The following is a 13,494-nucleotide window of genomic DNA, read 5'->3' on the forward strand; positions in this document are numbered from 1 at the left end:
AGCTATGAGGGTGACTCCTGCAGTTGTTGCTCTTCCGCTTGAGGAGCCTGGGACGGGTGCTTCTTGAGGTCGAATTGATCAACTACCCGTTGCAGTTGCCGAGCTTGGGAGGCCAGAGTTTGGGCGGTACTCGTGAGTGATTCGGTTTGAGTTACATTCGCTTGGATGACTCGTTCCATGGAATTCACCGAGAGGTTCACCTGTTCGATCCCACCCGCTTGTTGCCGTGAAGCGACCGCGATCTCCGAGATGATGTCGGTGACTCGTTTCACCGAGCTCACAATCTCATTCAAGGTGGTTCCCGATTGAGTCACCAGGACTGAACCGGTTTCAACCTTCGATACCGAGTTGTCAATCAGTTCCGTGATCTCGTTTGCAGCCCGGGCGCTGCGTTGCGCCAGGTTGCGAACTTCACCGGCTACCACAGCAAAGCCTCGGCCTTGTGCTCCAGCACGGGCTGCTTCTATCGAAGCATTCAGAGCAAGTAAGTTCGTTTGGAAGGCGATTTCGTCGATCGTGGAGATGATGGCAGCAATTTTTCGAGACGACTGATTGATTTCCGACATGCCGTCTACCGCACGCTGGGTAATCAATCCTCCCCGCTCGGCTACGTCGCGAGATCCTAGCGATTGTTCATTCGCTTGTTGGGCATTGTCGGCGTTCTGTTGAATAGTACTCGTCATCTCTTCGAGGCTGGCGGCAGTGCGTTTTAGGCTGTCGGCTTGGTCCTGGGCTCCGCTGGAAAGATCAGCAGTGGCTTTGGCTAGTTGCCGCGAGGCGGCCGCCACCGATTCGGCGATACCGTTTACCTCGAGCAACGATTTGGAAAACCAGCGAGAGATTGTCCAGCCAAGCAGGCTACTGATAAGGGCTCCACCTAGGAGAGAAACGATAGTGACCAACCAGATGTTCGACTCGGTTGACTTGGCGCTGTCGGTGATGCTTGAAGCGACTTCCGATTGGTCGATTTTTGCAGCCAGTGCCCACCGAAGTCCCAGGAAATCGATCGGTCCGTAAGCACTGATGGTTTCGATCCCGCGGTAATCGGTGATCTTCATCACTCCGGTTTCGCCTTGCAATGCACGGTCGACATCGGCCGTGTTAATCGAGCCTCTCTCGGGATCTTTGAACGACTGAACAAGATTGTGGAATTCAGAATCAAGGTGCGAGTTGCTCCGCATGCGGTGCTCAGAGCCAACCACAACGGTTTCGCCGGTTTCGCCGAGACCTTCACGATTGCTGAAGATACCCACAATGCGATCGACCGGCATTTGAAACATTGCTACGCCGATCAGTTCAGAACCATCGTAGATAGGCGACGCAATGAAACTGGCTGGGGCTTCGTACGAGGGGGTGTACTGTTCGAAGTCGACGATCGCAAACTGGCCTTTTGGTAGCTTGCGTGCCAGGCGGAAACATTCGCCAAAATTAGTCTCCGCATACGGCCCATCCAACAGCGAAGTGGTGAAATCAAGTTCCTTAAACACCGAGTAAACGATGTCGCCCGTTTCGGCGTCGACTAGGAAAATATCGTAGTAGCCGAACTTCTCTAGATAGTCTCTCACAATTGGGTGGATGCGGCTGTGAAGCCGATCGTACTGCGTGCCATGCTCCGACTCATTCAATAAGTGCTTCGACCCGAGTGGATTGCTGTTGTTACTGATATAGGCATGTTGCAATGCGATCGAGTCAGGATCCAACGGTTCAAGCAACTGAGTAGTATCGAGCGGCATGTCGGGATTCTGCTCTGCGTAGACCCGACTGAAGTCTCCGGTGTAGTAGCTTTGCAGTTGAGGGCCAAGCTCTTCAAGTCGCGTGTCGTCGATGCCCGCTTCATGGCGGTAGGTCGCAAAACTAGTGCGGAACGACCGCATGGCGTGAACCACCATGCCGTCTTCTGCGAAGGTGATGACTTGATCGCGGATTTGAGCGAAGTAGTCCTCCACGTGCGACCGCTTCAGTGAGTATTGCGCGCGAAGCTTCGCCTGGGCGGTCGAGTAAAGCCCTTGGTTCACGTGGTCCTGGAGGTTATTCAGTCCACGACTTGAAATGGCACAGATCAATAACGATGCTGCCAGCACAGGCAGGATCCCGCACGCCAGGTAGCTGGCGATCATCTTGCTGCGAAACGTCATTGTACTTAGCCTCTTCCACTTCTCTGGTTAGGGGGGACTCTCAGCCTGATCTGTTCACTCAGCGTGGAGCTCTCGATAAGGGCTCCACCGAACGCGCTATTCCAATTATCGAATTCCGTGAGCGCTACCGTGCTGTAGTTGGCAAACGCTGACGCTCGTTGCTGCGAATGGAAAATGTTCTCTAAAGGCTGGTACCTACCCCGCATTTGCCCGTCGACGGAGACCCCATATGGGGTGCCGGTGTCGAGTTAAATGCCAGCATTTGCCTGTGCGTTCTTTGTCTCAGATAGCACCGCAGGACGATGGCGATCCACGCTTTGAGTTATGTACCTCAAGGGATGTATTCGTAAAACCACATCTCAAGGAATGCCATCGAAAACTCTAGCTACTGCACCCGATGCGCCGAGAGTACCATTTAGACAGGCTTGTTTTCTTTGGGAGCAACGCAGCGGCACACCGGTGTTACGAACTCGCTAAAGTGCAGGTGGTTACTGGTGTTTGTAGTCGGTGCTCTTATACTAGGTCGATCAAGAATCTCTTGTTGTGGGTTGCCAGGTTGTTCGAGCGGAGTAGCACTGATTGACTTTAAGGGCGAGCTTCACGCATGATGAAGTGGACTGGAAGCGGCCTCGGTGTCTTCGAGAGTGTCTACGCGGATAGGTGTGGGGAGTCTGGTTTTGAGTCAGCCATCCGAGCAAGCAGTAATTTTCATGGATCCAGTGGTGGTGTTGGCCGCCGATGAAGCGTTTGCCATGCCGCTGGCGGTGACGGTTCGTTCGGCGCTGGAGAATCTGGCCGAGGGGCGTAAGCTTCAAATCTATGTGCTCGATGGAGGGATTCAGGAGTCGACGAAGCAACGCGTCGAGAGGTCCTGGCCAGCGGGTCGGTTTGTGTTGAACTGGCTTTCCGTCGATGAGCAGCTATTTGCCAAGCTTCCTGTGTGGGGGCATGTGAGTCAGGTCGCCTACTATCGACTGCTATTGCCGAAGTTACTGCCTGAGCATCTTTCGCGAGTGATCTTTCTGGATTGCGACCTGTTGGTTTGCGGCGATCTTTCTGAGCTTTGGCAGTGCGATCAGCGAGGGTTTCTCTGCTTGGCGGTACAGGATTGTGCTGCTCCCTACATCGATGCCATGCTGGCGATCGAGAACGCCGAGAACTGTTGTCCTCACCTTGGCTCGACGATGCCGATCGAAAACTACCAGGAGCTAGGGCTCAATCCGCTGATGCCGTATTTCAACTCGGGCGTGATGGTCGTGGATGTCGATGGCTGGCGTCGTGAGTCGCTGTCGCAGCAGTTGTTGGATTGTCTCGAGGAGAATCGCTCCTATATACGCTGGTGGGATCAGTACGCGCTGAACGTGGTGCTGGCCGATCGTTGGGGGATGCTGGACCCTCGATGGAACCAAGGAGCCAATGTGTACAACTTCAGTCGTTGGGATCGCAGCTATTACGATCGCGAAACCTATCTGCAGGTGCTTGAGCACCCTTTTATCATTCATTTCACCACGAAGTTCAAACCTTGGAAGATCACCTGCATTCATCCCCGTCGAAAGCAGTTCTTTAAGGTACTGGATCGAACCGAGTGGTCAGGCTGGCGACCCCCTAAGTTCGATAGCGCCCACTCGATGTTGGAGTTTCTGAAAACGCAGCAGCGACGGTTGCGATATGCCAGTCGACGATTCCTTTCTAGTTGGTCGCGTTGAGTTGGTGTACTGCAATCAATGGCAACAGGCAGCCGTCTTGAGGGACGACTGCCTGCTGTTGAAGTTCAAACTGAGGAGCAGTTAGTTTACTTGCGACGGTAAACCATCAAACCACCTGCGAGTAGCAAGCCTGCGAGCGCGATGCTCGTTGGCTCCGGCACGATGGTGATAGTCGTCATGTCGGTGCTGGCGTCGTAGAACGCCTGGGCGTTCGGCGATGCGACAAACCAGCTCTCGTTCACTACACTGCGGTCGTCGCCGAGCAGGTAGATCTCGCCGCCGGTGAAGTGGAACACCGCCGAGGTGTCGCTGCCCATCACCAGATTGCTGGCCGTGAGCGTTCCGCCCGACATGTTGTACTCATCACTATTGGCATCGCCGCCACGGCCGAGGTAAATGTCGTATCCATCGACCAGCACGTCGCCGCCGGTTTGGTTCACGATGCCTTGCCCCAGACCGTCGCCGATCCACAACTCGTTGCCGGTGATGGTGAGCGAACCACCATTGATTTCGAGCAAGCCGTCCTGAGCAGCACCAACAATGAACGCAGCGGTGCCCGAGGCCATGTTGGCGTTCAGCTCGCCGCCGTTGATGGTGACCGTGGGGGTGCCATCCTTCGTTTCGTCGCGACCAAGGATGAAGTACTGGAAGTCGTCGGCCGTGAACGAACCGCTGTCGATCAACAACTGCGAGTCGTTGTTCATGTACAGCCGACGATCGCTCGACGCGGTGGAGAAGCTCGCGGTACCGCCATCGACGTGGAACAAGTCGTCGCCGTTGCGGCCGATGAACTCGTTGGACCAGGTCGAATTGTAGTAACCGGTGAAATGGACGTTCAGCTCGCCGCCGGTCAGGTGGTAAGTACCTTTGACCCCGCCGCCGTCGCTCAGGAAGAAGCCGCGGTTAATCGTGGCGTCGACCGTGCCGGACGACTGATTGATCGCCCCGGTGCTGTTGGTACCGACGATGAAATAGTCGCCGTTGTGGGTCAGGGTGCCGGTGCTGTTCCAATTGATCGTGGCATCGCCGCCGTTGGCGTTCAGCAATCGTCCGTTGACCGTGAGGCTACCCGAACTGGTGAAATCGGACTGCGCGGCGCGGTCCCAGTTGCCGTTTCGCACGGGGGTGCCGATCTCGACCTCGATTTCTTCCGATCTGTCGGGGACCGCCAGGGAATCCCAGTTGTCAGCGGTATCGTAGTCGGTGTCTACCGCACCGGTCCAGAAAACCGTCGCCTGAGCGGTGCTCAAGCAAAGGCTGGCTGCCAGCGTGAGCAGCCAGGTGAATTGTCGACGCATTAGAAACTACTCCGGTTGTCGAATCGTGAAAGCAAATCAGTAGCAGTGCGGTTCACCCCAATGGCAAACCACGAGGGCAAGCTAACCGTGCAAACCCTCTACAAGGTCATACCAGGTAGGCTGGGATAGTAGCGCAAACAGTTGCGGTTTAACACTTTATTCACATTCAACGCCAAGCGGCTGACAGTCTGCTGTTTGCCCGCCAGGGAAGGGAGCTGGCCGTGCGTCGCCTGTCGAGGGGAATGCATCGCAAATTGAACTCGAAGCGCACGACCGATAGCATCCTCCCGCCCCGCTGGGAGGGATAGATTCCCACCGCTGGGCAAATAGATTCCCAATTTACCCACCGATGGGAAAATTGAATCTGCACGCACTCTACAAAACCAGTGGTTTTCGCACTGGAATAGATTCCCATTCCCAAGAACGCATCGAGTGGGAATCTATTTTCGCGGTGTGGCGTAGTCGCAAGTCGTTGGCAGGTAACAGGTTGCATCAACACCTCCACGGAAAGTGCCCAAAATAGATTCCCATAGGTGGGAAACTATTCTTGGGAGGATTCAGGATTCGGGGGGCAGGGGAGTTTGGGATTTATGATTTCTGAATGATGATTTCTGACTTACGGATGTCATTCTGAGGGAGCTTCCGGCGACTGAAGAATCTCGGCTTGCCACTTCGAGCGTGTTACCCACACGCGCAGCAACGAACGTCCACGCAGGCAACCCTTTGTCTGCGCGTCGCTAGTCGTTCGAGTTCAAAACAAGCATCACATCGCAATCACCTCCAATCACTAAAAAGCCAACAGCCAACAGCCGAGAGCTGATAGCCGAAAGCCACATCACCTGTCCATTAGAACACCATCAGTGGCCAAATTCCAGCGAAAAGTGGTCACTTTGAATCGCCGTTTTGCCCCTCGATCCCGCAACCGAAAGCGACGAGCGATTCCCCGCCTGTTCAAGCGTGCCAGCAAGATCCGCACCTCTCCGCGGCCCTGCTTGATTGCCCTCGTTCTGCTCGGAGCGGGGCCTGCCGAAGTATCGCGCGACCTGCCTTGAACGGCGACGGGCACCAGAGGTTGCTAGCGACGGGGTGAACCTGCCAAAATTGCAGACAGGGGGGTTGTGACCGCCAGCATGCGCGTTAAACTACTGGGCTTAGCAGCGACGTGTGATTGAAAGTCAAATGTAACCCTATATGATGCAAGGGCATCGGGCCCTTGGGAAAAGGAGTGAAGCGCCCCCCGTGATGCCAGAGCCGTAGGAAGTTCCGGCTCCATCGGGTCGGAGAAATCCAGGGCGCGACTCATTAGGGGTGGCTGGACGCCAGGAACACGAAGCACCGGTATTTTTTGTTGTGTAAAAGTCAGAGATAGATAATAGGTATCGAGCATGCCGCTTACGAAGGAACGGAAAGAACAGCTGATCGGCGATTTTGGACGCAAGGGCGAAGACTCAGGTTCGCCAGAAGTCCAAATTGCGCTGCTTACCAGCCGTATCAGCCAAATGACCGAGCATATGCAGCAGCACCCGAAGGACTATTCAAGTCGCCGGGGATTGCTTCGTATGGTCAGCCGCCGTCGCCGGTTGCTCGACTACGTGAAGCGGCACAATCCGCAGCTGTATCTCGATTTGCTACGTCGGCTTGAGATTCGTAAGTAATCTCTTCGTTTCGCGACGTATCACAGCAGCCTGGTGTTTCTCACTGTCAACGCGTATGCGTTGACAGGCCGGGACTGCTGGTCATTTCTCAAAGATCGCCCCACTTGATCTGGTCCTCTATCCGCATCGGCGGAAGCAGAGGCTAGTGCTCTGTGCTTGTTTGGGGGCTCGTCGCGCCTTTTCCCACAGCCAACGTTGTCCGTCGGTAATAACGAAAGAAAAAGAACTGTGAATCGAGTTAAAGTAGAAAAACAAATTGGACGCCAAGTGCTGAGTATCGAGACCGGCGCGCTGGCGAAGCAGGCGGCGGGTTCCTGTTTGGTGCAATATGGCGAAACCGTGGTGCTGGTTGCAGCCGCCCACAGCGATCCTCGTCCTGGTACTGACTTCTTCCCCCTTACTTGCGACTACCGCGAGCGTCATGCCGCGGCTGGTAAGTTCCCCGGTGGCTTCCTGAAACGTGAAGGCCGCCCCACGACTAAAGAAACACTGACTGCCCGCCTGATCGACCGTCCCATTCGCCCCATGTTCGCCGACGGCTTCATGGACGAAGTGCAGGTGCAGGCGTTCGTCATGTCGAGCGATCGCCAGACCGATGGCGACATCCTGGCGATGAATGGTGCCAGTGCTTCGCTGGCGATTTCGCATCTTCCGTTCCAAGGCCCTCTTGGTTCGGTACGACTCGGCCAGGTGGATGGCGAGTTTGTCGCTTTCCCAACTGCCGACGAGTTGGAGTTCAGCGACCTCGACCTGATTGTTTCGGGCACCAAAGATGCCATTCTGATGATCGAAGGCTTCGCTCGCGAAATGCCGGAAGATCGCATGGTAGAAGCATTGCTCGAAGCTCATCGCTACGTTGGCATGCTCTGTGACCTGCAGCTCGAATTGGTCGAGAAGGTGCAGCCGCAGAAGATGGACTTTATTCCTCCGGCCGACGACGGATTGTGGGACAAGCTCACCGAGCAGTTCTACGATAAGCTCTTCGCCGCGAAGAAGACCGAAGGCAAAGCCGATCGTGCAGCCGCCTGCAGCAGCGTGAAGGAAGAAGCCCTGGCGGCTTTGATTCCCGATCCCGCCGCAGAAGGTGCCTTTACCATGGGCTCGTTCGGCAAGAACTGGCACGACCTGGAAGAGAAGGTGGTCCGCGATCAGATTCTCGCTGGTACCCGCTCCGATGGACGCGACAGCAAGACCCTGCGTGCGATTGAGTGCGAAGTCGACGTGCTGCCTCGCGTGCATGGTTCGGCGATCTTCCAACGTGGTGAGACCCAAGCACTGATCACCGTGACGCTCGGCACCGGCCGCGACGAACAACGTGTTGATGGCCTGTTCGAAGAGTACTCCAAGCGATTCATGCTGGATTACAACTTCCCCTCCTTCTCGGTGGGCGAGTGCCGCCCGATTCGTGGCCCCGGACGTCGCGAAATTGGTCACGGCATGTTGGCCGAACGCAGCGTGAATCCCATTCTGCCGGACCACGACGACTTCCCCTATACGATTCGCGTGATCTCCGACATCACCGAGTCGAATGGTTCGAGCTCGATGGCCAGCGTCTGTGGTGCCACCCTTGGTCTGATGGCCGCTGGTGTGCCGATTTCGAATCCCGTGGCTGGTATCTCGACCGGTCTGGTCAAAGAAGGCGATAACTTCGTGCTGCTGACCGACATCATCGGCGACGAAGATCACTACGGCGACATGGACTTCAAGATTGCCGGTACCCAAAACGGTATCACCGGTATCCAGCTCGACCTGAAGATCAAAGGCATCAGCGAAGAGATTATCCGCGGCACGCTCACGCAGTCGCGTGAAGCTCGCATGGAAATCTTGCGGTCGATGCTTACCACCATTCAGCGTCCTCGCACCAACACCGCTTCTTCGGCACCGCGTTTGGTTCGCACGAACATCGTGCCCGATAAGATCGGCATGTTGATCGGTCCTGGTGGTAAGAACATCCGTTCGATTCAGGAAGATACCGGTTCGCAAATCGATATCGATGAGGATGGTACCGTGACGATCGCAGCCGCTGACGAAGCCGCCTTGAAGGCAGCGTTGGCGAGGGTCGAGGCCGTAACGGCCACGGTGCAAGTCGGTCGTATTTACGACGGCAAGGTGACCAGCATCAAGGACTTTGGTGCGTTCATCGAGATCCTGCCTGGCAAAGATGGTTTGTGCCACATCAGCGAACTGTCGAACGATTACGTCTCCAGCGTGTCCGACATCCTGAACGTCGGCGATCCGATTCAAGTGAAGGTGATCGCGGTCGACGAACAAGATCGCGTTAAGCTCAGCCGCAAGGCTGTGCTGGCCGAGCAAGAGTCGGAAGACGAGCCCGCACCCGCTGAATAGCGGCGTCGGGGACGGAATTAATCCAATCCGGCGAAGCCGCGGGTGGTTACACGCCCGCGGCTTCGTCTTTACTCCCTGGTAAATGGTGATTCCCCAACTCCGATGTCCGAGCAAACTGCCACCGCTGTCCAACGCTTGATGGATCAGTACACCGAGATCGCTCGGTTGGCGGGAGCCCTGGCGCATGAGATCAAGAATCCGCTCTCGACGATTCGGCTGAATCTGCAACTGCTGGCCGAAGATATCGAAGACGAGCCGTCGCCCCACCAGCAACGTTCGCTGCGTCGAGTCACAACGATGCAGAACGAATGCCGCCGACTGCAGGGATTGCTCGACGACTTTCTGAACTTCGCCAAGGTGCGGCAGCTCACGCTGCGACCGACGAACCTCAATAAGGAGCTGGATGACCTGCTCGATTTCTTCGTGCCCGAAGCGGAGGAAGCAGGCGTGGAGGTCGTGCGGTATCTCGATCGCGAGTTGCCCACGGTATTGCTCGATCGCGAGTCGTTCCGCGGAGCGGTGCTCAACCTGCTGCTGAATGCCAAGCAGGCGATGCCCAACGGCGGCCAGCTTACCGTTGCCACGACGTCGGAGGGAGATTGGGTGCTGGTGCACCTGATCGACACCGGCACTGGCATGGACGATCGCACGGCCGCGCGGATGTTCGAGACCTTCTTCTCGACCAAGCCGGGCGGGTCGGGGCTGGGATTGCCGACCACCAGCAAGATTATCGAAGCCCACGGCGGGGCGATTCGCGTTGAGACCGAAGTCGATCGTGGCACGCATTTCACGATTACGTTGCCGGTTCCTCCGCGCCTGGCAGCCCAGGCGGCCACCGTTCAGCAACTCGATATTCCCACCTAACAAGGCATTGTTTCTCCCTCTGGTTTCATTGATCACGAAGTAGCCTTTTTACTGTCATCATGGCTAAAAGTAAGAACGCACAAGTTGGACCTCCCATCAATGTCCTGGTGGTCGACGACGACCAGGCCCATGCCGAGACGATTGCCGATAGCCTGACGAGCCAAGGCTACGACTGCACGATTGCCACCTCGGGTGCGGACGGAGCCGATCTGATCGAGCGTCGCTCGTTCGAAATCGTGGTGACCGATCTCAAGATGCCGAAGTTCGGCGGGCTGGAATTGCTGGCCAAGGCTAAGAACGACTTGCCCGACGCCGAGGTGATTCTGGTGACCGGGCATGGCACGATTGAAACCGCCGTGGAGGCGATGCGCGAAGGGGCTTCGCACTTTTTGCTTAAGCCGCTCGATTTGGGGCAGCTTCGCAGCGTGGTCGACAACGCCGCGCGGGCGCAGCACTTGCGACGGGCCAATGCGGAGTTGAATCGTCGACTCGATGAGAAGTTCGGCTTCGAAAACCTGATCGGCAACAGCCCACCGATGCGCGACCTGACCGAAAGGCTCCGCCGCATCGCTCCGACCGACGCAACCGTGTTGATCGAAGGCGAAACCGGCACCGGCAAGGAGTTGGTCGCCCAGGCGATTCATCAGAACAGCCCCCGCAAGAATCGCCACTTCGTGGGACTTAACTGCGCAGCGCTGAGCGAGCACATTCTCGAAGGCGAATTGTTCGGCAGTGTGCCGGGGGCGTTCACCGACGCCCGCGACCGCATGGGTAAGTTCGAATACGCCGACGGTGGAACGCTGTTTCTCGACGAAGTGGGCGACATGCCGGTGCCGACGCAGATCAAATTGCTGCGGGTGCTGGAGAGTCGCGAGATCACCCGCGTCGGTTCGAACGAGACCGTGAAAGTCGATGTGCGCATCTTGTCGGCCACCAACCGCAATCTGGAAGAGGCCGTAGCCAGCGGTGATTTTCGCGAGGATCTGTACCACCGACTCAAGGTTATCAGCCTGAAGCTGCCGAGCCTGGCCGAGCGTACCGAGGACATTCCGCTGCTGATCGATCACTTCATGAAGATCCACGCCCAGCGGCATGGCAAGAAGATCAAAAGCATGACCACCGCCGCCCGCCGACGGTTGATGGCCCACATCTGGACCGGCAACGTGCGGCAGCTTTCGAACACGGTCGACAGCATGATCGTGGTCGACTACGACGAGGTGCTCGATCTCGACGATCTGCCGCCCGAGTTCAACCCGCCCGAAAGCGAGTCGGGAGGCTCGGCCGCCGACGGATTGCACACGCTGGTCGGCAAACCACTTTCGGAAATCGAAGGGCTGTTCATCGCCGAAACGCTGAAGGTCACCGGAGGCAATCGCGAGGAAGCCGCCAAGATGCTCGGCATCGGCGAACGCACCTTGTATCGAAAGATCAAAGAGTACGAGCTGTAGAGACCCCAGGCCAGCAGCAATTGCAAACGCTGTGCGTGCCTGGAGCAGGTTGGGGATTTGCACCGCAACCCCTTGGCCTGCGCGATAACGGACGACGGATACTTCACCACGGACGACAAACGATGCCCACCATTCGCCAACTCTCTGCCTCGGTCGTGAATAAAATCGCGGCCGGCGAAGTCATCGAACGACCGGCCAGCGTCGTCAAAGAGTTGCTCGAAAACTCGATGGACGCGGGGGCGACTCGTGTGGATGTGCGTCTCGAGCAGGGGGGACGCGAGCTGATTCGGGTGACCGACAACGGGTGCGGCATCGACGAAGAGCAGCTCACCCTGGCGGTGCTGAATCACGCGACTAGCAAGATCACCACGGCCGACGACTTGTTCGAAGTCGGCACCATGGGGTTCCGGGGCGAAGCGTTGGCCTCGATTTCGGAGGTCAGCCGCACGCTGCTCCGCTCGCGGACGCCGGAGGCGGCCAGCGGTGCCGAGCTGCGCGTCAACGGCGGCGTCGCCGAGCCCATCGTGCCAGCCGGTTGCCCGGTCGGCACCACCATCGAGGTTCGCGACCTGTTCTTCAACACTCCGGTTCGGCAGCGATTCTTGCGGACCCCGCAAACCGAAATCGGTCACGCGACCGAAGCCTTCGTGCGGATCGCGCTGGCCAACCCGCAGGTTCATTTTCGGCTGGAGCATGGCAATCGCGAAGTGCACGACTTGCCGCCGACCGACGACTGGCGCGTGCGTATCGCGGGCTTGTTCGGCGACGAGCTGGCCAATGCGTTGATCGATGTCGAGAGTATCGATCCTCCGATCACGCTTCGCGGTTACGTAGCCAATCCGCAGTACAGTCGGGCGAACAATCGTCTGCAGTATTTGTTTCTCAACGGTCGCAACATTCGCGATCGCGCGCTGCAGCACGCCCTCGGCGAGGCCTATCGCGGCTTGCTGTTGACCGGTCGGTTCCCGATCTGTTTTCTGCGGTTCGATATGCCGGCCAACCTGGCCGACGTCAACGTGCACCCCACCAAGCTGGAGGTTCGCTTCCAGGATGGCGGGCGACTGTACAGCCAGTTGCTCAGCACGCTGCGGAGCAAGTTCTTGTCGACCGACTTGCGAGCCGGCCCGGCAGGGCAGGGGGTCTCTCCCACCCGCGAAGAGGACATCGCCGCGAGTGGGCCGAGCCAGATCGTCGATTGGGCCAAGCAGCAACTCACGCAGCGCCGGTTCGACGGCCCTGGCGACTCGGCCCCGGCCAGTCGTCCCGCAGGCGAGCCGTTGGTGATGCATCGCGTGTCGCAGCCGTTCAAACCGTTTCCGGATGCTGGTGGTCGGGCGCCGGCCATGGCGAGCCCGACAGCGCAGGGCCCCGCTCCCACAGCCGACGGCACCCACCTGGACGCATCGTCCCAAGGCGAGGTCGACGACGCGTCGTCCACTGGTCCGCGGGAGATCAAAGCGATTCAGGTGCACAATCGGTACCTGGTGGTGGAAACCGAACATGGCATGGAAATCATCGACCAGCACGCATTGCACGAGCGGGTGCTGTACGAGCAAATCCGCGTGAAGGTCGCTGCCGAGGGGCTCGAAACCCAGTCGCTTTTGGTGCCGGAGCCGGTCGATTTGTCGGCCGACGAGGCAGCCATGGTCATGGAGCACCGCGATTTGCTGAAGAAACTGGGGGTCGCCGTAGAACCTTTTGGCGGCGATACGGTCTTGGTTTCCAGCTATCCGGCCATGTTGGCCAAATTGGCCCCCCGCGACGTGCTGGGGGATATCGTCGATCGGCTGATGTCGTCCGACCGTCTGCCGGAAGCGAGCGATTTGTTCGACGAATTGCTCCATACCGTGGCGTGCAAAGCTGCGGTAAAATATGGCGATCGGCTGACGCCGGACGAAATCGTCGCCCTGCTGGAGCACCGTCACCTGACCCAGAACCACCACCATTGCCCGCACGGACGCCCCACGGCCTTGGTCTACAGTTGCGACGACCTCGACAAACAATTCAAGCGAATCTAGCCATCTGGACGCGGAGCACCCGGC

The 13,494-nt window shown here is 57.7% G+C and carries 8 protein-coding genes; 6 read left to right on the forward strand and 2 right to left on the reverse strand.

Going from position 1 to position 13,494, the window contains the following annotated elements; translation table 11 throughout:
* Positions 1 to 2: 2 nt before the first annotated feature.
* A complete protein-coding gene (locus tag Pan181_RS25970; protein WP_197529040.1) occupies positions 3 to 2,135 on the reverse strand; it encodes a methyl-accepting chemotaxis protein in 2,133 nt (710 codons plus the stop codon).
* A gap of 677 nt (positions 2,136 to 2,812) precedes the next feature.
* Between Pan181_RS25970 and Pan181_RS08250 the strand changes: the two genes are divergently transcribed.
* Positions 2,813 to 3,841 carry a glycosyltransferase family 8 protein gene (locus tag Pan181_RS08250; RefSeq protein ID WP_145246372.1) on the forward strand — a complete coding sequence of 343 codons (1,029 nt, stop codon included), beginning with the start codon at positions 2,813 to 2,815 and terminating at the stop codon, positions 3,839 to 3,841.
* A gap of 86 nt (positions 3,842 to 3,927) precedes the next feature.
* Here Pan181_RS08250 and Pan181_RS08255 read toward each other — a convergent pair whose 3' ends face one another.
* Positions 3,928 to 5,139 carry a PEP-CTERM sorting domain-containing protein gene (locus tag Pan181_RS08255; RefSeq protein ID WP_145246373.1) on the reverse strand — a complete coding sequence of 404 codons (1,212 nt, stop codon included), beginning with the start codon at positions 5,137 to 5,139 and terminating at the stop codon, positions 3,928 to 3,930.
* A gap of 1,385 nt (positions 5,140 to 6,524) precedes the next feature.
* Between Pan181_RS08255 and rpsO the strand changes: the two genes are divergently transcribed.
* The 5 genes from rpsO (at position 6,525) to mutL (ending at position 13,470) form a co-directional block, all read left to right on the forward strand.
* Positions 6,525 to 6,794 (forward strand): 30S ribosomal protein S15, encoded by a 270-nt coding sequence (gene rpsO, locus Pan181_RS08260; RefSeq protein WP_145246374.1) that lies wholly within the window; start codon positions 6,525 to 6,527, stop codon positions 6,792 to 6,794.
* 228 nt (positions 6,795 to 7,022) lie between these two features.
* Entirely contained in the window at positions 7,023 to 9,140 is a 2,118-nt protein-coding gene (gene pnp, locus Pan181_RS08265; RefSeq protein ID WP_145246375.1) for a polyribonucleotide nucleotidyltransferase, read from the forward strand.
* Between the two features lie 102 nt (positions 9,141 to 9,242).
* Positions 9,243 to 10,004: a two-component system sensor histidine kinase NtrB gene (locus Pan181_RS08270; RefSeq protein ID WP_145246376.1), complete on the forward strand. Its 762-nt coding sequence runs from the start codon at positions 9,243 to 9,245 to the stop codon at positions 10,002 to 10,004.
* Positions 10,005 to 10,063: 59 nt separating this feature from the next.
* Positions 10,064 to 11,452 (forward strand): sigma-54-dependent transcriptional regulator, encoded by a 1,389-nt coding sequence (locus tag Pan181_RS08275; protein ID WP_145246377.1) that lies wholly within the window; start codon positions 10,064 to 10,066, stop codon positions 11,450 to 11,452.
* Between the two features lie 122 nt (positions 11,453 to 11,574).
* A complete protein-coding gene (gene mutL, locus Pan181_RS08280; RefSeq protein WP_145246378.1) occupies positions 11,575 to 13,470 on the forward strand; it encodes a DNA mismatch repair endonuclease MutL in 1,896 nt (631 codons plus the stop codon).
* Positions 13,471 to 13,494: the final 24 nt, after the last annotated feature.

The organism is Aeoliella mucimassa (assembly GCF_007748035.1).
Taxonomy (GTDB): Bacteria; Planctomycetota; Planctomycetia; order Pirellulales; family Lacipirellulaceae; genus Aeoliella; species Aeoliella mucimassa.

Excerpts from the sequence above, each read along its gene's own strand:
- Pan181_RS25970 (WP_197529040.1), bottom strand. The coding sequence starts at position 2,135 with ATGACGTTTCGCAGCAAGATGATCGCCAGCTACCTGGCGTGCGGGATC.
- Pan181_RS08255 (WP_145246373.1), bottom strand. The coding sequence starts at position 5,139 with ATGCGTCGACAATTCACCTGGCTGCTCACGCTGGCAGCCAGCCTTTGC.
- rpsO (WP_145246374.1), top strand. The coding sequence starts at position 6,525 with ATGCCGCTTACGAAGGAACGGAAAGAACAGCTGATCGGCGATTTTGGA.
- Pan181_RS08270 (WP_145246376.1), top strand. The coding sequence starts at position 9,243 with ATGTCCGAGCAAACTGCCACCGCTGTCCAACGCTTGATGGATCAGTAC.
- Pan181_RS08275 (WP_145246377.1), top strand. The coding sequence starts at position 10,064 with ATGGCTAAAAGTAAGAACGCACAAGTTGGACCTCCCATCAATGTCCTG.
- mutL (WP_145246378.1), top strand. The coding sequence starts at position 11,575 with ATGCCCACCATTCGCCAACTCTCTGCCTCGGTCGTGAATAAAATCGCG.